Origin of the sequence: Thermoactinospora rubra (assembly GCF_002093975.1) — a bacterium.
GTDB classification, from domain to species: Bacteria; Actinomycetota; Actinomycetes; order Streptosporangiales; family Streptosporangiaceae; genus Nonomuraea; species Nonomuraea rubra_A.
Genome location: NZ_MSZZ01000022.1, coordinates 74,863 through 93,051, shown reverse-complemented (window position 1 = coordinate 93,051; position 18,189 = coordinate 74,863). Strand labels below are relative to the sequence as shown.

The window sequence follows — 18,189 nt, the reverse complement described above, 5'->3', positions numbered from 1 at the left end:
CCACCGGCAACCCCGCCGACCTCTCCCGCACGCGCCACGCCGACCTCGCGCGCCGACGACCTCGCAGCCGACCTCGCCGACCTCACGCGCCGACCTCAGAAGGGCCGCTGCGCCCGCTTGGCCTCCTCGTAGGCCGCGCGCCGGTCGGTGCCCTCGGCGACCGGCACGTCCCACCACGCCTCCGACGACGGCGCGTCGATCATCGGGTCGGCGCGCACGTAGATCACGGTCGTCTGCTCGGCCGCCCGCGCCGTCTCCAGCGCCTTGTGCAGGTCGGCCAGCGTGTCCGCGCGGATGACCGCGGCGCCGAGGCTGGCGGCGTTGGCCGCCAGGTCCACCGGCAGCGGCCCGCCGTCGTAGCGGCCCGAGCCCCGGTAGGCGTAGGAGGTGCCCAGCCGCTCGGCGCCCACGCTCTCCGACAGGCGGCCGATCGAGGCGAAGCCCCGGTTGTCCACCAGCACCACGATCAGCTTGACGCCCTCGGCCACGGCGGTGGCCAGCTCCTGGGCCATCATCAGGTACGACCCGTCGCCCACCAGGACGAAGACCTCGCGCTGCGGCGCCGCCAGCTTGACCCCGAGGCCGCCCGCGATCTCGTAGCCCATGCAGCTGTAGCCGTACTCCACGTGGTAGGAGCCCGGCCCGCTGGGCCGCCACAGCTTGTGCAGGTCGCCCGGCATCGACCCGGCCGCGCACACCACCACGCCGTCCTCGCCCGCGGCGGCGTTGACCGCGCCGATGACGGCCGGCTGGGGGAGCAGCGCGTCGGCGGGCTCCAGCGCGTAGGCGGCGTCCACGGTGGCGTTCCAGGCGCGGTTGAGCTCGGCGACCCGCGAGCGGTACGCCTCGTCCGTGGCCCAGCCCGCGCAGGCGGCCGCCAGGTCCGCGAGGCCCGCGCGGGCGTCGCCGACGAGCTGCAGGCCGGTCAGCTTGGCCGCGTCGAAGGCGGCGACGTTGAGGTTCACCACCCGCGCCCCAGGCGCGAACAGCGAGCGTGAGGCCGTGGTGAAGTCGCTGTAGCGGGTGCCGACGCCGATGATCAGGTCTGCCTCGCGGGCCAGGGCGTTGGCCGCCGTGGTGCCCGTCGCGCCGACCGCGCCGACCGCCAGCGGGTGACCGTACGGCAGGGCGCCCTTGCCCGCCTGGGTCTCGGCGACGGGCACGCCGCACGCCTCGGCGAAGGCACGCAGCGCCTCGGTCGCCTCGCTGTAGATCACGCCGCCCCCGGCGACGATCAGGGGGCGCGCGGACTCCCTGATGAGCGCGGCGGCCCGGCGCAGCGCCGCCTCCTCCGGCCGCGGCCGCGGGACGTGCCACACGCGCCGCTCGAACAGCTCCTCCGGCCAGTCGTGCGCCTCGGCCTGCACGTCCTGCGGCAGCGCCAGCGTCACCGCGCCGGTCTCCACGGGGTCGGTGAGCACCCGCATCGCGGCCAGCAGCGCCGAGGGCAGCTGCTCGGGCCGGTTGATCCGGTCCCAGTAGCGCGAGACGGGCTTGAAGCAGTCGTTGACCGACACGTCGTAGGAGCGGGGGTCCTCCAGCTCCTGCAGGACCGGGTTGGCCACGCGGGTGGCGAAGACGTCGCCGGGCAGCAGCAGCACGGGCAGGCGGTTGATCGTCGCCCCGGCGGCGCCGGTGACCATGTTCGTCGCGCCGGGCCCGATCGAGGTCGTGCAGGCCAGCGTGGCCAGCCGGTTACTGGCGCGGGCGTAGGCTGCGGCCGTGTGGACCATCGCCTGCTCGTTGCGTGCCAGGTAGTACGGCAGGTCGCCGTGGACCGCGAGCGCCTGGCCGATCCCCGCCACGTTGCCGTGGCCGAAGATGCCGAAGACGCCGCCGAAGAACGGCCGCTCGACGCCGTCGCGCTCGGAGTGCTGCCGGGCCAGGAACCGCGTGACCGCCTGGGCCACCGTGAGCCGTGTCATCGTGTCCTCCCGTACGGCAGGCGCGGATCGATCTCCTGCTCCCGCCACGTGTCGCGGATCCAGGCGTGGCGGGGGTCGTCGCAGAAGGCCATCGAGCGCTGCGGCGCGGGCCCCGCCAGGACGTTGAGGTAGTACAGGTCGTAGCCGGGGGCGGCCATGGACGGGCCGTGGTAGCCGTGCGGCACGAGCACCACGTCGCCGGGGCCCACCTCGGCCAGCGTGTCGATGGGGCCGCGGCCGGAGCTGTAGACACGCTGGTAGCCGGGGCCGCCCTCGAAGTAGTAGATCTCCTCCAGGACCGCCTCGCCCGGCGCCTCGGTGTCGTGCTTGTGCGGGGGATAGGACGACCAGTTGCCGCCGGGCGTGAGCACCTCCACCGACACCAGCTTGTCGCACTCGAAGGCGTCGGGCGCGCAGAAGTTGTGCACCTGCCTGCTGGCCTGCCCGGCGCCGCGCAGCTCGACGGGGACGTCGGCGGCGGGCACGTAGCGGGGCTGGAGGCGGCGGGCGGCCCGGGCGGAGGGCAGCGCGATGCGGCCGCGGCCGCTGAGCGTGACCGACGAGCCGACGGGCAGGTAGGCGAAGTCGCTGGGCCCGTCGAAGACCGACTCCCGGCCGGTCAGGTCGAAGGCCACCGAGTGCTCCTCGGGCGCGCCTGTGGCGGCGGGATACGTGGTCGTGGGCGTGGGGTCGACCGGGGCGCAGGTGACCGAGCACGACCCGGACAGCGGCAGGACGATCATCTCCTCCGCGCCCGTCTCGAAGCTCACCGGGTCGCCGTCGAGGTCGATCACCCGCAGGCCGCTGTAGGTCCATCCGGCCGTCTCCGGGGTGATCTCCACGGCCCATGGGGACGAGGCGGCCTTGCCGTACGGAATATAGGTCATCTGGTGTCCTCCCTGACGAGGCGGCTGCGGCGGCGACTGACCTCTCGCATGCTTGCCATGATGTCATGACATATCTGGGGGAGCCTAGATGTGTACAACGGAGTCGCAGGCAGCCTCGACACGGGGATTGTGCGTAGCGATGATCACGGCGCAGCCCTGGCTCGCCATCCCCCGCAGAATCTTGATCACCGCGTCGGCGTTGGCCTCGTCCAGGGCGCCGGTCGGCTCATCCGCCAGCACCACCACGGGCCTTTTCACGATCAGGCGGGCCAGCGCGACCCGCTGCTGCTCGCCTCCCGACAGACGGAACACCTTCTCCTTCAGGCGGCCCGCCAAGCCGACCTGCTCCAGCGCCTCCTCATACCCGCCGCGGCGTCCTCTCCCCGGCCGCGAGGCGACGTCGAGATTGTCGGCCACCGTGGCGTTCTCGATCAGCGCGTAGTTCTGGAACAGGTAGCCGAGCTGGTCTCGGCGAAACAGCCGGGCCCGTCGCGGGCCGAATCTCGTCACGTCGGCGCCGCCGATCACGATGTGGCCACGGTCGACCGTCTCCAGCAGGCCGAGACAGTTCAGCAGCGTCGTCTTCCCGGCGCCGCTGGCTCCCGTCAACGCGAGCATCTGTCCGTGCTCGACGTCGAAACCGAGCCCGTCCCACAGCACGCGCGAGCCGAACTCCTTCGCGACATCGACGACGCTGACCAGCGGCGTCGCGGCCTTCCCGGGTGTCGCTTCACGCATCGGCTGAGACCTCCTTGACGAAACGCCGGTTCAGGCTGACCAGCGTGGCGACGATGAACCCCAGCCCGGCGGAGCCGATCCCCGCCACCAGGACCGGCTCCCAGCCGGTGACGGCGGCCAGCTCGTCATACTCCCAAGGCGGCATCGAGCCGGGAATCCGGCCGCGCAGCCGCGCCAGGCTCGACAACGTGTCCCAGGTGATCCACGCGAGGAAGGCGGCGATCACCGCGCCCTCGATCGTCAGCACCTTGCGATACGTGGCCAGGAACGACCATCCGTGGACATGCTGGACGAAGATGCGTTTGGCGTTCTTGCGGCAGAAGCCGATGCCGATGCCGACGCCGGTGACGAACAGCACCGCCAGCGCCGCCGCCAGGTTCAGCAGCTGGAAACGGAACTCCCACTCCAGACGGCGATGCTCGTCGGCCGCCTTGCGGGCCACCGGCTGCACGCCGTTGATGTAGACCGCCATCGCCGCATCGGCGCGGGCCTTCGCGACGACTGCCGGATCGGGGAAGACGACGCCGCCCATCGTCGCGTACGCCGTGTATTCGGCAGGCGGGATCAGATCCGCCTCGCGCGGCAGCACCACGACGACCGAGTCGCTCAGCAGGTGATCCCGGACGTAGCCCTGGCCCGAGCCGTAGGCGAACAACGTCTGGCCCTCCGCCAGGCCACGTGGCACCACCTTCGGGACCGGAGTCTCGGCCAGGTCCGCCATGAGCGCCGCCCACCTGGTCACCCCTGCGACGACCTCCGCCTGCCGGTGGGCCGGCATCGGAGGAATCAGCACCTCGACGTCTCTTCGCGCCGCGCGAGCCGGCTTCCCCGACGCCAGCATGACGCGCTGGTGCCGCAGGTAGGTGTCGTTGACCACGAGGAGTTCGCCGTGGACGGTGGTCATCTCGGTGAGGAACCGCCGCACCGCGATGATCGCGTCGCCGTGTCTGTCGGCGTCGCGGACCCAGCGGCCCACCGCCTGCTCCATCACCGGCACGCCCTCGCGGCTCGTGGCGGTGCCGCTCAGGTAGACGCGCACCGCGTGACCGGCCGCCACCCACTGCTGTCTGCTCGCCTTGTGGTTCTCCAGCGTCTTCCAGGCCGCCAGGACGGAGACTGCGACGGTGAAAGCCAACAGCACCGCGGCCAGCCGTACCGCGTAGGTGCAGAGCATCGCCAGCAGGCCCGACACCTCGCCCTTGATCGCGGAGACGATGCGGGTGCGGAACGTCAACGCCACAACGTGCGTGGCCAAGGCGACAACCGTCCAGACCGCGGCGAAACCGGCGGCGGTCATCAGGAAGTCCGCCACCTGGTTCAGCCCGTTGTAGGCATACAAGGCCGCCACCAGTACGGCCAGCAGCAGCGGCACCAGCCAGGCGAGAAACCGCAGCAGCAGGCGCAGGTCCCTCGCCAGGATCGCGGCGAACGACCGGCCCTGCAGCCGCTGGATCCCGTAGGCCTTGGCGTCCATGATGACGCTGAGCGCCACCAGCGACATCGTCACGGTGGTGACGATCGGGAGGCACCACAGCAGCGAGCCGTCCGACAAGTAGGCGGCGATCCAGCCGGTCAGTGTCGGACGATGGGCTTCGGCCTCGAAGCCCAGCTTCGTGAACTCGGCGGCGAGCTCCTGCGCGGCTTCCCCGTCCCCGAACACCATGTAATAGCCGCCGGGATGCGACGAAGCCGCCTCGCCGATGTCGTGGATCCTCGTCGTGATGCCGGGCACGAACGCCGGATAGCCCGCCGACGGCCAGCTCGTCGTCGGAGCGTCGGGGTCGCCGACCGCCAGATACAGATGCCGTACATTGCCTGGATCGGTCAGGTCCGGCTGTTCCTTGCCGACGTTCACGCCTCTGCGATGGGCGAACGCCTCCACCATCGCGACGACCTGCCGGCCACTCGCCCTGCCGTCTCCGGCCACGCGCACCGTCGCGTCGTTGCCCTGGACTCCCGCCTGCTCGTCGCCGCGTAACACGACGAAGGCGGCGACACAGGAGAACACCAGGAAGGCCGCGTAGGCGAACCTGATTCCTCGGTGAGGCACGTTCCTCCAAGGTCGACGCGATGGCGCGGGCCGACAGGGGACGCCTGCCGGCCCGCGTCGTGGTATGCCGGACGAGTCAGCCGACGGCTAGCAGTGCCGCACCAGGCCTTGTTGCCGGAATCCGCCCTCGGTGCCCAGGCCCGTGCCCAGTAGCCTCGGGCGGTGTTCGGCGAGCGGTCGAAGTAGGTGCCCTGCGCCGAGGAGCCGTGGCAGCGGCTGCCGTGGTAGTAGTCCGACCAGGTGCCCTTGGCCCACGTCGTGCCGTAGTACCAGGTGCCGCCGCCGACGTTCACGGTGGTGCCGGGGTTCTCCAGCGTGCCGACCGGGCCGTTCTTCGGGCCGTCGAGTTCCACCATGCCGCCGTCGGTTTCGGGGCTGGCGACGGCCGCGCCGGTGCCGGACAACGCCAGCGCGGCAGCGGCGGCAGCCGCGGGGACGAGAGCGAGCAGGAGCTTTCGTGCCATGAGGTAGCTCCTCCGTGTCGCCGACACGTGTGGGCGGAACCTTGCGCAGCCGGGCCGCCCACACTCTAGCTCCACCCGGATCTCTTCGTCCGGGCGTTTGAGATCACACCACTGCGCCGCATCGGCGAGGCACAGGGGAAGCACAGTCGGTGTACATCACGGCGCCGATGGGGAAAGTCGCCCTCCGCCTCGGCGTCCCGTGACGACAGGCGACTGTCACTGACACGAAACTTCGCCTCGTGTCAGTATTGCCTGCTACTCGCTGTTGCATGATCCATGCATGAGTGGGGATCGAGGCGGGGGAAGAGCCAGACGTTGATTCGGCTTCTAGGACAAGTAGAACTCGCCTTCGACGGCGAACCGGTGCGGTTACCGACAGCGGCCTCGGCGGGCGCGGTGACGGCGCTCGCGCTCGAAGCGGGGTCGACCGTGTCCCACGACCGGCTGTGCGGCATGTTGTGGGACGTGTTGCCGCCTTCGGCGATCAACAACCTCCGCGGCCACATCGCGACGATACGCCGCTACCTGCGGATCAGCGGCGCCTCTGCCGTCGCCGTGGAGACGCTGCGAGCCTCACGCGGCGGCAGCGGCGGCGGATACCGGCTGACGGCCTCCCTGGACGATATCGACGTCCACGTGTTCACGCGGTGCGCCGAGACGGCGCAGCAGGCCTTGCGCAGCCGAGACTGCGCGGCGGCGCTGCGCCTGCTGGAGGAGGCGCTGCAACTGTGGCGCGGCCCGGCGGGCATGGGCGCCACCGTGTCGGACGCGCTGCGCGAACGCCTGGACGGGTTCACGTTGCGATACCTGGACCTGCAAGAAGACGTCACCGAATGTCTGATCCGGCGCTACGACGCGGCCATGCTGACACCTGACATGGCGGGATCCCGGCGCAGCTGAACGAAGACAGTGGGCCTGCGCGCTCCGCCCGCTGAACCTGCTTGACGGCGTCGCCTGGGGGACACGCTGGAACTCGAATGTAGGTCCATCCGGCCGTCCCGGGGTGATCTCCACGGCCCACGGGGACGAGGCGGCCTCGCCGTACGGGATGTAGGTCAGCTGGCGTCCTCTCCGACCAGGGCCGCGGCGGCGTCGACGGCGGCGGTGACGTCGTCGTCTGGAGGGTAGAGCAGGGCGCGGCCGACGACGAGCCCCCGCACGCCGGGCAGGCGCAGCGCGCGGCCCCATTGGTCCAGCGCGTCGTCCAGGGAGGAGGGGTCGCCGCCGAGCAGGAGGGTGGGCAGGGTGGTGGCGGCCATAACGCGGTCCATCTCCGGGACGGCCGGGAGCTTGAGCCAGGTGTAGGCGGAGGTCGCGCCGAGGGCGGAGGCCACGCTGACGGCGCGGATCATCGCCTCGGGCGACAGGTCGTTGCGCAGCGGGCCGGAGCCCGACCGGGCCGACCAGAAGGGCTCGACCATCGCGATCAGCCCTCTGCGGGCCAGCGAGGTGACGGCGCGGGCGCAGGATTCCAGCGTGGCGACCGTGACGGGGTCGGAGGGGTCGATGCGGCACAGCATCTTGCCGCCGTCCAGGCCCAGCGCGGCGATGGCGTCGGCGTCGAACCCGGTGAAGCGGTCGTCGGCCTCGAACACCGAGCCCAGCAGCCCGCCCCGGTTCATGGAGCCGAAGACGACCTTGCCGTCGAGGGCGCCGAGCAGCAGCAGGTCCTCCACGACGTCGGGCGCTGCCAGGATGCCGTGCACGCCGGGCCTGGCCAGCGCCGCCCGGAGCCGGTCCAGCAGGTCGTGGCGGCTGGCCATGGCGAGGGGACGGTCCCGTACGGCGAGTGCCCCGCGCGCCGGGTGGTCGGCGGCGATGAGGAAGAGACGGTCGGGCGCCTGCAGCCTGGCTGTGGCGCGCACGCGCTGGGCGGCGGCCTCCATGACGCGCTCCGGCTGGGTGGCCCGGATCCGGGTGAGCCGGTCGTAGCCGTGCACGGTGATCAGGTCGTCCAACGCCCCTCCTGTCTCGTTACGCATAATGTCATGACATCAGTACGTCCGCTATGCCCGATTGTGACGTGACCGTAACCCCTTCGCAGGACATACGCCCGTTACCTGACGTGCAATCGTTTACTGTCGGGAAACCGCAGCGTACGCCACGCGGTCTTCCCTAGAACAAGTCTTTACGTCGTCTTCATGTCATGACATATTAGGCGCCCTGGTGCCTCCCGTTTCGGACACCCCGGAGGGTATGCATGGGATTGCGCAAGAGAAGCCTGAGCGCCGTCGCGGTGCTCGCCGCCTCGGGTCTGGCGTTGGCCGCGTGCGGCCAGTCCGGGGGATCGGGCGGTGGCGACGCGATCGAACTGACCATCACGCAGAACGCCATCTCCGGCGGCAAGAACGCCGCCGCCGCGGACCACCTGACCAAGTGGCTCATCCCCGAGTTCGAGAAGGCCATGAAGGCCAAGGGGAAGAACGTCAAGGTCAAGTTCGTCCCCAACGGCGTCGACGACGAGCAGTACAAGACCAAGCTGGCCCTGGACCTGAAGTCGGGCAAGGGCGCGGACGTCATCGACATCGACGGCATCTGGGCCGGCGAGTTCGCCGAGGCCGGCTACATCAAGCCGCTGGCCGAGCTGGTGCCCGAGGCCGATTCCTGGGACGGCTGGGCCCAGATCCCCGAGGCCGTGCAGGGCCTGGCCACCTTCAACGGCAAGAAGTACGCGCTGCCCATCGGCACCGACGGGCGGGTGCTGTACTTCAACAAGACGCTCTTCGCCAAGGCCGGGCTGCCGGCCGACTGGCAGCCCACGAGCTGGCAGGAGATCCTCGACGCCGGCGGCAAGCTGAAGGCCGCGGGCGTCCCGGTGCCCATCCAGATCAACGCGGGCACGGCGATGGGCGAGGCGACCACCATGCAGGGCGTGCTGCCGCTGCTGGCGGGCGCGGGCGGCGAGGTGTACTCCGGCGGCAAGTGGTCGGGCGCGAGCCAGCCGATCAAGGACGTGCTGGCCTTCTACCAGAAGATCTACGGCGGCGGCCTGGGCGACCCCAAGCTGCAGCAGGAGGCCAAGGGCAGGGACAAGTCCTTCGCCCAGTTCGCCGAGGGGAAGATCGGCATCCTGCTCGAAGGCGACTACTTCTGGCGCGGCGTGCTGAACCCGCAGGACGGCGTGGCGAAGATGGCCGATCGCGACCAGGTGGTGGGGTATGCCAAGATCCCGGCGATGGAGCCCGGCAAGGGCATCCGGGGGCAGGACTTCGTCAGCATGTCGGGCGGCGCGCTGCGGACGCTCAACCCCAACACCAAGCACCCGAAGGAGGCCTTCGAGCTGCTGGCCTTCACCCTGTCGCCCGAGGCGCTCAAGCAGGAGACCAAGGGCAACGTGCGCATCACGCCGCGGACCGACGTCAACAAGGAGATCCTCACCGGTGACCCGCTCCTGCAGTTCATCTCCGAGGAGGTGTTGCCGCTGACCGCCTACCGGCCGCCGCTGGCGGTCTACCCGCAGGTGTCGGTGGCGCTGCAGGAGGCGACGGCGGCGGTCGTCGGCGGCACGCCGCCGGAGCAGGCGGCGGCCGACTACGCCAAGAAGCTGGAGGGGCTCGTCGGTGGTGCGGCCAACATCGCGAGCTAGCCTGGCGACCTGGAGGCGGGCGGGATGAGCACCGACGCCGCCGGCCTCGGGAGGGTCAGGGCGAGCGCGTTCGTCGCTCCCGCCCTGATCCTCATCGCCGTCTTCCTCGTCTTCCCCGCCCTGTGGGTGGTCCTGCTCGGCGTGACGAACTACCGGCTGACCGGCCTGGCCGCCGCCGACCCTGAGTTCGTGGGGCTGGACAACTTCGTCTCCGCCCTCACCGACGGCCGCTTCCTGGACTCCACCTGGCTGACGGTCCAGTTCGTGCTCGGCTCGGCCGTCATCGGCCAGGCGATCCTCGGCTTCACCCTCGCCAAGGTCCTCCACGGCCGCGTCAAGCGGTTCGTGGAGGGCCTGGTGATCCTCGCCTGGATCCTGCCCAGCGCCGTGGTGTCGTTCCTGTGGATCGCCCTGCTGGACCGCGACTCGGGCACCCTCAACACCCTGCTCGGCATCCCCGGCTTCCCGTGGCTGCTCGACCACCCGATGCTGTCGATCATCGTCTTCAACACCTGGCGCGGCACCGCGTTCTCGATGATGCTCTACGGCGCGGCGCTGGGGAACGTCCCGCCCTCCCACCTGGAGAGCGCCCGCCTGGCCGGCGCCAACGGCTGGCAGCAGCTGCGGGATGTGATCTTCCCGCACATCCGCGGCCACATCCTCACCAACCTCCTGCTCATCAGCCTGTGGACGTTCAACGACTTCACCCCGTTCCTGCTGACCGCGGGCGGCCCCGACGGCAAGTCGGAGATCCTCGCCGTGCACGTCTACAAGGTCGCCCTCCAGGGCGGCGAGCTGGGGTACGGCGCGGCGGTCTCGACGGTGATCCTGCTGATCAACCTGGTCGTGGCGGTCTTCTACCTCAGGCTGCTGAGGGAGCAGCGATGACCGGATTCGTCGTGCGCCGGATAGGCTTCTACACCTTCGTCGCGGTCGTCCTGGCCTTCTTCGCCCTCCCGCTGCTGTGGCTGGTCACCGCGCCCTTCACCGACACCCCGACCTACGAGGTGAAGGTCCCGGACTTCACGCCGGCCAACTTCCAGGCCATCGTGGAGCACCCCTACGCGCTCGGCTCGCTGGTCAACTCGATCATCCTGGCGGTCGGCACCGCGGCCCTGGTGGTGCTCTTCGCGTCCCTGGCCGCCTACGCGCTCAGCCGCGTCCGCCTGCCGGGCCGCGACGCGCTGCTGTACGCGCTGCTGCTGCTGTCGTCGATCATCACCGGCACCGCGGCGATGGTCCCGCTGTTCCAGCTCGCGGTGACGGTCGGCCTCATCGACTCCCAGCTGGGGCTCATCCTCATCCTGACCGGCGGCCTGCTCCCGGCGGCGATCTTCATGCTCAAGGACTTCATGGACTCCACCCCCAAGTCCTACGAGGAGTCCGCCCGGGTGTTCGGCGCCTCGCCGCTGCAGATCGTCGGCCACATCGTGGTCCCCCTGGTGCGCCCGGGGCTGGCGACCATCGCGGTGTGGGCGCTGGCCAACGTCTGGGGCAACTTCCTCATGCCCTACCTGCTGCTCAGCGACGTGGAGAAGCAGCCGGCCGCGGTGATCATGTACACCCTCTACACCGAGGGCGGCCAGCCCAACCTGCGGCTGCTGTCGACCTTCGGCCTGCTCTACTCGATACCCGTGGTGCTCATGTACCTGTTCGTCAGCAAGAAGTACGGCTTCCGCTTCCACGGAGGGATCAAGCGCTGATGGCCGCCATCGAACTGCGAGGCCTGACCAAGGTCTACCCGGGAGGGGTGACGGCGCTCGACTCCCTCGACCTGGTGATCCCCGACGGGGAGTTCTTCGCCCTGCTCGGGCCCTCCGGCTGCGGCAAGACCACGCTGTTGCGCACGATCGCCGGGCTGGAGACCGCCACCGCGGGCTCGATCCGCATCGGCGACCGCGACGTGACCGGCCTGCAGCCGGGGGCGCGGGACGTGGCGATGGTCTTCCAGGACTACGCGCTCTTCCCCCACATGGACGTCACTGACAACATCGCCTACCCCCTGCGGATCAAGAAGGTTGCGAGAGCCGTACGGGCCCAGAAGGCACGGGAGGTCGGCGAGCGGCTGGGCCTGGAGAAGCTGATGGACCGGCGGCCCGGGCAGCTGTCGGGCGGCCAGCAGCAGCGCGTGGCCCTGGCCCGCGTGATGGCCACCCAGGCGCAGGCGTTCCTGTTCGACGAGCCGCTGTCCAACCTGGATGCCCGCCTGCGGCTGGAGGCGCGCACGTTCCTCAAGAAGCTCCAGCGCGAGCTCGGCGTCACCACGGTCTTCGTCACCCACGACCAGGCCGAGGCGCTGGCCATGGCCGACCGCATGGCCGTCATGGAGAACGGGCACATCCGGCAGATCGGCACCCCGGCCGAGGTGTTCCAGCGGCCCGCGAACACCTTCGTGGCCTCCTTCATCGGCTCCACGCCGATGAACCTCCTTGACGGCGTCGTCCGGGGGGACACGCTGGAGGTGGCGGGCTGCCGCGTGCCGGTGCCGGAGACGGCCGCGGGCAGGCTCGCCGACGGCGAGAAGATCGTGTACGGCGTGCGGCCCGAATACCTGTCGTATGCGGCCGAGGGCCCCATCGCGGGGAAGGTGGTACTCGTGGAGTCGCTGGGCGCCAGCTACCTGGTGACGCTGGAGGTGGGCGAGGACCTGGTCCAGGTGACCGTGCCGGAGGGGCGGGAGCCTGAGCTGGGCGAGGCGGGCTGCGCCGTGCCCAGGCCCGACCGCGCGCTGGTCTACCGAGACGGGGAGCTCGTGTGAGGATCGAGGGGCGCTGGACGCTGGACGACCGGCTGGAGCGGATGCTGCGCGAGGTGCCGTTCGAGGTCCCGCCGGGCACCCGCTCGCTGACCGTGGAGCTGCGCTACGACCGCTCGCGCGGCGTCCTGGACCTGGGCTGCGGCTCGCCGCGGGGCTTTCGCGGCTGGTCGGGCGGCGCGCGCGAGCGGTACACGATCACCGAGGAGTGGGCGACGCCCGGCTACCTGCCCGGCGAGATCGAGCCCGGCGTCTGGCAGGTGTGGCTGCGGCTGCACCGGGTGCCGCCCGAGGGCATCGCCTACGAGCTGGAGATCGTCACCTCCGGCGGCATGCCGGAGGCGCCCGCCGTACCCGATCCGGAACCCGCGGAGCGGCCGCCGCGGCGGGACATCCCCGGCATCGACGGCATGCGCTGGTGGGCCGGGGACTTCCACACCCACACCGTGCACAGCGACGGCGTGCTGACCGTCGCCGAGCTGGCCGAGCTGGCCAGGAGCAGGGGGCTGGACTTCCTGGCCGTCACCGACCACAACACCGTCAGCCACCACGCCGAGCTGGGCGCGGCCGGCGGCATCACGCTCATCCCCGGCCAGGAGGTCACCACCGACCGCGGCCACGCCAACGTCTTCGGCGACGTCGGCTGGGTGGACTTCCGGCAGCCCGCCGACCGGTGGATGGAACGCGGGCTGGCCTCCATCAACCACCCGCTGGGCGCCGACTGCGCCTGGCTGCTGCCGCTGCGGGAGCGCCCGCGCGTGGCCGAGGTGTGGCACGCCTCCTGGTGGGACCGCCGCTGGGGCGCCCCGCTGGCCTGGGCGGACGCCTGGCGCGACGACGTGGTCGCCATCGGCGGCAGCGACTTCCACCGGCCCGGCGACGACGGGCTGCCGGGCACGCCCACGACCTGGGTGCTCGCCGAGGACCCCGGCGGCGTGCTGGACGGCGTCCGCGCCGGGCGGACCGCCGTGTCCGCCGGTCCCGGCGCGCCGCTGCTGGTCAGGCTGGGCGACGAGCTGCTGGCCCTGGACGCCGACGGGCTGGTCCTGGTACGGCCCGGCGGCGCGCGGCAGGTGGTGCGCGGCGACCGGGTGCTGGTGAAGGCCGGCGACGGGCCGCACCGGCTGGAGACCTACGAGAACGAGGTGATGGCGCTGTGCGGATGATCGCGAACGCCCCGGTCAGCTTCGGGATCTTCGAGGCGGGCGCGCAGGCGTCGCCGCCGGCCGACGAGATGGTCGCCGCGCTCGCCGCAGCCGGATACGACGGCATCGACCTGGGCCCGGTCGGCTACCTCGGCACGGGCCGCGAGCTGGCCGAGCGGCTGTCGGGCGCGGGGCTGCTGCTCGCGGGCGGCTGGGCCGACCTGCCCTACGCCGACGCCGCGCGCTTCCGCGACGGCATCCCGGCGCTGGAGGCCACGCTGGAGGTGTTCGCCGCCGCGCCCGCCGCCCCGCCGGCCCTGGCCCCGGTGCCGACGCTGGGCTGCCCCGGCTCGCCCGAGCGGTTCGCCGCCCCGGGCGGCAAGGCGCCGGGCCTGGCGCGCGAGGACTGGCCCGGGTACGCCAAGCGCGTGCAAGAGACGGCCGACCGCTGCCGCGAGCGCGGCTTCGAGCCCGCCTTCCACCACCACCTCGGCACCTACGTGGAGACCGTCGAGGACGTCGAGCGGCTGCTGGAGCTGACCGACGTGGGGCTGTGCCTGGACACCGGGCACCTGCTGCTGGCCGGGGGCGACCCGGTGGCGGCGCTGCGGGACTGGGCCGGGCGCATCCGCCACGTGCACGTCAAGGACGGCTCCTTCGAGCTGTTCGCCCAGGGCGGGGACCTGCGGGCCATGATGGGCCGCGGCGTGTTCACCCCGCTGGGGGCGGGCGACCTGGACCTGGCCGGGGTCGTCGCGGCGCTCGGGGACTACGAGGGCTGGATCGTCGTCGAGCAGGACACGCTGCCCGGGCACCGCCCGGTGGCGGACATCGTGGCCGACCAGCGGGCCAACCGCGAGAAGCTGAAGGAGCTCGGGCTGTGAAGGTGGCGATCGTCGGGTGCGGGGCCGTGACGCAGGCGGTGTACGCGCCGCTGCTGTCCAGGCGCCGCGAGCTGTTCGAGGTCGCCGCGGTGTGCGACCTGTCGCCGACCCTCGCGGGCGCCGTGGGCGACCGGCTGGGCGCCGCCCGCCGCTACACCGACCTCACGGCGATGCTGGCCGACGGCGGCTTCGAGGCGGTGCTGCTGCTCGCGTCCGGCTCCCACGGCCAGGCCGTACGGCAGGCGCTCGAAGCCGGGTACGCGGTGCTGTGCGAGAAGCCCCTCGCGCTCACCAGGGCGGAGGTCGCCGCGCTGCCGGAGGGGCGGCTCATGGTCGGCTACATGAAGCAGTACGACCCGGCCGTGCGGCGCGCCGAGCGGCTGCTGGAGGGCGTCGAGATCAGGTCGGTCGAGGTGACCGTGCTGCACCCGAGCAGCGAGTCGCAGCTGGCCTTCGCCAACCTGGTCCAGGCGCGCGACGCCGACCTCACGCTGGTGCGCAAGGCCGAGGAGGAGCTGGTGGACCAGGCTCTCGGCGCCCAGGCACCCGCGAGCGTGCGCGCCCTCTACGCCGTCGCGCTGGGCTCGATCTGCCACGACCTGTCGCTGCTGCGGCGCTTCACCGGCTCGCCCGCGGCGATCGACCACGTGGCGGCCTGGGGCGGCACGCCGGGGTCGATCGAGATCTCCGGCCCGCTGCCGGCCGCCGGGCGCCTGTCCATCCGGTGGCACTACCTGGAGGACTATCCCGCCTACCGGGAGACCGTGGCGATCCACCACGACAGGGGCTCGCTGGAGCTGGTCTTCCCCGCGCCGTACCTGCTCAACGCGCCGACCGTGCTGACCGTCGTGGAGCCGGGGGAGAGCCGCACCCAGTGGCGCGAGGTCACCGAGGCGTTCGAGGCGCAGCTGCTGGCCTTCCACGCCTTCGTGACCGAGGGCGTGCCGCCGCTGACCGGCAAGGCGGGGGCGCTGGAGGACATCGTCACCGCCCAGCGGATCGCGGCCCGCTACGCCGTACAGCATGGACTGCCCCTCGGAGGAGAAGCCAGTGAGCTCTGAGATCGCCGCTGAGATCGTCGTCGTCCCGCACACCCACTGGGACCGCGAGTGGTACGAGCCGTTCCAGCGCTTCCGGCTGCGGCTGGTGGCGCTGCTGGACGAGGTGCTCGACCGCATGGAGCGCGAGCCGGACTACCACTTCACCCTCGACGGGCAGCTGGCGTGCGTGGACGACTACCTGGAGGTGCGGCCGGAGAACCGCGACCGGATCGCGGCCCTGGTGGAGGCGGGGCGGCTGGCGATCGGGCCGTGGCAGATCCTGCTGGACGAGTTCCTGTGCTCGGGCGAGACCATCGTGCGCAACCTGGAGCTCGGCATGGCCAGGGCGGACAAGCTCGGCGGGGCGCTGCCGGTGGGCTACCTCCCGGACATGTTCGGGCATATCGCGCAGATGCCGCAGATCTTGCGGCTTGCGGGGCTTGAGCATGCGTGCGTGTATCGCGGCGTGCCGTCGTCGGTGACCACCTCGGCCTTCGCCTGGGTGGCGCCGGACGGGACCGCGATCAGGACCCAGTACCTGCCCGAGGGCGGCTACGGCAACGGCGCCCACCTGTTCGAGGCGCCCGACCGGCTGGCCGGGCGGGCCGCCGGGTTCGTGGCGCGGATGCGGCGCTGGCAGCCGGAGGGGCCGCTGCTGGCGATGTACGGGACCGATCACTCCGCGCCGGTGGCCGGGCTGCCGGGCATGGTCGCGGAGCTGGGCGCCCGCATGGACACCTTGGCGGGATATATCGGGAGATTTTCGGCGGACTTTTCTGCCGGCACAGCCGGCCTGCCGCGCGTCGCCGGCGAGCTGCGCTCCCACGCCCGGGCCAACATCCTGCCCGGCGTGATCTCGGTCCGGGCGCACGTCAAGCAGCTCATGGGCCGGGCCGAGCGCATGGTCGAACGCTACGCCGAGCCGCTGGCCGCGCTGTGGGGCGAGGAGTGGCCGGGCCGCTTCCTCGACATGGCCTGGTGGCGGCTGGTCGACGCCAGCGGGCACGACTCGGTCACCGGCTGCGGCGTGGACGAGACCGCCCAGCAGGTCGCCGCCCGCATCGCCGAGGCCGAGCACCTGGGCCAGGCCGTCCGCGACATGGTCACCGCCCGCCTGGCCGCCGCCGTCCCCTCCGGCGGGGTGCTCGTCGTCAACCCCACCCCCGCGGTACGGCGGAGCGTCGTGCTGTTCGAGGTGGCCGGATCCGAGCCGCTGGCCGACGCGCTCGGCCGCCGGGTGCCCCTCCAACCCCTGGAGTACGCGCCCACGCTGCTGCTGGACGAGGAGATGGACCCCGCGGTCGCGCTCACCTTCGTCCACGGCACCGAGCTGTACGGCCGGCACGTCACCGGCTGGTCGGTCGGCGACGGCGTGCTCACCTTCACCGTGGGGCGGGAGCCCGACCCGGCGTTCGACGTGGCCGAGCTGCGCGACCGCCTGGAGGGCGTCTCGCGCGTGCGGATCGTCGCCGAGCCCCGCCGTACCGTCGCGGCCCTGGTGGAGGTCCCGCCGCTGGGGCACATCGCCGTGAAGCCGGACGGGGAGGGCGGGGCGGAGGGCGGCGGCCTGCCCGTCACGCCGAGCAGGGCCGAGGACCGGGTGCTGGACAACGGCCTGCTCAGGGTGGAGGTGGCCGGGGACGGCACGCTGACGCTGGCCACGCCCGACGGCGTGACGATCACGGGCGCCGGCCGCATCGTGGACGGCGGCGACGTCGGCGACACCTACAACCACGCCCCGCCCGCCCGCGACCGGCTCGTCGAGGAGCCCGAGGCCGTGGAGGTCGAGCTGGTCTGCTCCGGGCCGCTGGTGGCCGCCCTGGACGTGCGGCGGACCTACCGCTGGCCCGCCTACGGCGGGTACCGCACCGGCGAGCTCGTCGAGGGGATCTGGGCGGACGCGCCGCCTGAGCTGGGGCCGGGCGGTCCCGGCGCGGTCGAGGAGACGGTCGTCACCACGCGGGTGGAGCTGCGGGCCGGCGAGCCGTTCGTCCGGCTGCGCGTCGAGTTCGACAACCGCTGCGTCGACCACCGGGTGCGCCTGCACGTCCCGCTTCCCGAGCGGGCCACGGCCTCCCTCGCCGAGGGGCAGTTCGCGGTCGTGGAGCGCGGCCTGACCGCCGAGGGCGGCTGCGGCGAGACTCCGCTGCCCACCTTCCCGGCCTCCTCGTGGGTGGCCGCGGGCGGGGTGGCGGCGTTGCTGGAGCACGTCACCGAGTACGAGGTGACGGGGAACGAGCTGGCGCTGACGCTGCTGCGGTCGGTCGGCTACCTGTCGCGCAACCGCAACGGCCTGCGCCCGGAGCCCGCGGGGCCCCAGCTGCCCACGCCCGCCGCCCAGTCGCGCGGCGTCCGGTCGGTGAGCCTGGCGCTCATGCCCGCCGGGGCGGGCGTCCAGGAGGCGGCCGAGGTCTTCCGGCACGACCTGCTGGCCGTACCGGGAAGCGGGCCGCGGGACCTGCCGCTGCCGCGGCCGGGGACCGGGCCGCAGGTGCGGGGCGCGGTGATGACCTCGCTGCGCCGCCGGGAGGACTGGCTGGAGCTGCGCGTCGTCGCCCACGCCGACACCGAGGCCGTCGTGGAGGGGGCGTTCGGGCAGGCCCGGCGGGCGGACCTGCGCGGCCGTCCCGGCGAGGCGCTGGAGGTGTCCGGCGGCGTGCTGCGCCTGCCGATGCGCGCCTGGGAGATCGCCACGGTCCAGCTTCGATAGGGAGC

Annotated in this window: 14 protein-coding genes and 1 pseudogene; 9 read left to right on the top strand and 6 right to left on the bottom strand. The window is 72.1% G+C overall.

What is annotated here, in order from left to right; all coding sequences use genetic code 11:
- Positions 1-95: 95 nt before the first annotated feature.
- The 5 genes and pseudogenes from iolD to BSB02_RS43640 form a co-directional block, all read right to left on the bottom strand.
- Complete coding sequence (gene iolD, locus BSB02_RS22040; protein ID WP_084961335.1) at positions 96-1,925, bottom strand: 3D-(3,5/4)-trihydroxycyclohexane-1,2-dione acylhydrolase (decyclizing); 1,830 nt, start codon at positions 1,923-1,925, stop codon at positions 96-98.
- Complete coding sequence (gene iolB / locus BSB02_RS22035) at positions 1,922-2,812, bottom strand: 5-deoxy-glucuronate isomerase (protein WP_084961333.1); 891 nt, start codon at positions 2,810-2,812, stop codon at positions 1,922-1,924. The genes iolD and iolB overlap by 4 nt, the downstream gene beginning before the upstream one ends.
- Before the next feature lie 84 nt (positions 2,813-2,896).
- A complete protein-coding gene (locus BSB02_RS22030) occupies positions 2,897-3,514 on the bottom strand; it encodes an ATP-binding cassette domain-containing protein (RefSeq protein WP_084961540.1) in 618 nt (205 codons plus the stop codon).
- Between the two features lie 28 nt (positions 3,515-3,542).
- Positions 3,543-5,600, bottom strand: coding sequence for a hypothetical protein (locus BSB02_RS42415; protein ID WP_240506574.1), 2,058 nt, complete (start codon positions 5,598-5,600; stop codon positions 3,543-3,545).
- 113 nt (positions 5,601-5,713) lie between these two features.
- Positions 5,714-6,064: pseudogene (locus tag BSB02_RS43640) on the bottom strand (lactococcin 972 family bacteriocin); the annotation flags it as partial.
- Between the two features lie 396 nt (positions 6,065-6,460).
- On the opposite strand from BSB02_RS43640, the gene BSB02_RS22015 reads away from it, so the two are divergent.
- A complete protein-coding gene (locus BSB02_RS22015; RefSeq protein WP_158088699.1) occupies positions 6,461-6,964 on the top strand; it encodes an AfsR/SARP family transcriptional regulator in 504 nt (167 codons plus the stop codon).
- 155 nt (positions 6,965-7,119) lie between these two features.
- Here BSB02_RS22015 and BSB02_RS22010 read toward each other — a convergent pair whose 3' ends face one another.
- Positions 7,120-7,950: a Cgl0159 family (beta/alpha)8-fold protein gene (locus BSB02_RS22010; RefSeq protein WP_206184824.1), complete on the bottom strand. Its 831-nt coding sequence runs from the start codon at positions 7,948-7,950 to the stop codon at positions 7,120-7,122.
- A 314-nt stretch (positions 7,951-8,264) separates the two neighbouring features.
- Here BSB02_RS22010 and BSB02_RS22005 point away from each other — a divergent pair, with 314 nt between their 5' ends.
- Genes BSB02_RS22005 through BSB02_RS21970 form a run of 8 tightly spaced genes read left to right on the top strand, consistent with a single transcriptional unit; the run spans position 8,265 to position 18,184 of the window.
- Positions 8,265-9,650: an extracellular solute-binding protein gene (locus tag BSB02_RS22005; protein ID WP_169729416.1), complete on the top strand. Its 1,386-nt coding sequence runs from the start codon at positions 8,265-8,267 to the stop codon at positions 9,648-9,650.
- A 24-nt stretch (positions 9,651-9,674) separates the two neighbouring features.
- Positions 9,675-10,538 (top strand): carbohydrate ABC transporter permease, encoded by an 864-nt coding sequence (locus tag BSB02_RS22000; RefSeq protein WP_084961325.1) that lies wholly within the window; start codon positions 9,675-9,677, stop codon positions 10,536-10,538.
- Complete coding sequence (locus BSB02_RS21995) at positions 10,535-11,353, top strand: carbohydrate ABC transporter permease (protein ID WP_084961323.1); 819 nt, start codon at positions 10,535-10,537, stop codon at positions 11,351-11,353. Before BSB02_RS22000 ends, BSB02_RS21995 begins: the two co-directional genes overlap by 4 nt.
- Positions 11,353-12,408, top strand: a complete 1,056-nt coding sequence (locus tag BSB02_RS21990) for an ABC transporter ATP-binding protein (protein ID WP_084961321.1) — start codon at positions 11,353-11,355, stop codon at positions 12,406-12,408. Before BSB02_RS21995 ends, BSB02_RS21990 begins: the two co-directional genes overlap by 1 nt.
- A complete protein-coding gene (locus BSB02_RS21985) occupies positions 12,405-13,571 on the top strand; it encodes a CehA/McbA family metallohydrolase (protein ID WP_084961319.1) in 1,167 nt (388 codons plus the stop codon). The genes BSB02_RS21990 and BSB02_RS21985 overlap by 4 nt, the downstream gene beginning before the upstream one ends.
- Positions 13,568-14,434, top strand: coding sequence for a TIM barrel protein (locus BSB02_RS21980; protein WP_084961317.1), 867 nt, complete (start codon positions 13,568-13,570; stop codon positions 14,432-14,434). The genes BSB02_RS21985 and BSB02_RS21980 overlap by 4 nt, the downstream gene beginning before the upstream one ends.
- Positions 14,431-15,495 carry a Gfo/Idh/MocA family protein gene (locus BSB02_RS21975; RefSeq protein ID WP_084961315.1) on the top strand — a complete coding sequence of 355 codons (1,065 nt, stop codon included), beginning with the start codon at positions 14,431-14,433 and terminating at the stop codon, positions 15,493-15,495. The genes BSB02_RS21980 and BSB02_RS21975 overlap by 4 nt, the downstream gene beginning before the upstream one ends.
- Positions 15,485-18,184 carry a glycoside hydrolase family 38 N-terminal domain-containing protein gene (locus BSB02_RS21970; RefSeq protein WP_143590993.1) on the top strand — a complete coding sequence of 900 codons (2,700 nt, stop codon included), beginning with the start codon at positions 15,485-15,487 and terminating at the stop codon, positions 18,182-18,184. Before BSB02_RS21975 ends, BSB02_RS21970 begins: the two co-directional genes overlap by 11 nt.
- The last annotated feature ends 5 nt before the right edge of the window (positions 18,185-18,189 follow it).

Coding starts and splice junctions, on each gene's coding strand:
- iolD (WP_084961335.1), bottom strand. CDS start 1,925: ATGACACGGCTCACGGTGGCCCAGGCGGTCACGCGGTTCCTGGCCCGG.
- BSB02_RS21980 (WP_084961317.1), top strand. CDS start 13,568: ATGATCGCGAACGCCCCGGTCAGCTTCGGGATCTTCGAGGCGGGCGCG.
- BSB02_RS21995 (WP_084961323.1), top strand. CDS start 10,535: ATGACCGGATTCGTCGTGCGCCGGATAGGCTTCTACACCTTCGTCGCG.
- BSB02_RS21990 (WP_084961321.1), top strand. CDS start 11,353: ATGGCCGCCATCGAACTGCGAGGCCTGACCAAGGTCTACCCGGGAGGG.
- BSB02_RS22000 (WP_084961325.1), top strand. CDS start 9,675: ATGAGCACCGACGCCGCCGGCCTCGGGAGGGTCAGGGCGAGCGCGTTC.
- BSB02_RS22005 (WP_169729416.1), top strand. CDS start 8,265: ATGGGATTGCGCAAGAGAAGCCTGAGCGCCGTCGCGGTGCTCGCCGCC.
- BSB02_RS22010 (WP_206184824.1), bottom strand. CDS start 7,950: ATGGAGGCCGCCGCCCAGCGCGTGCGCGCCACAGCCAGGCTGCAGGCG.
- iolB (WP_084961333.1), bottom strand. CDS start 2,812: ATGACCTATATTCCGTACGGCAAGGCCGCCTCGTCCCCATGGGCCGTG.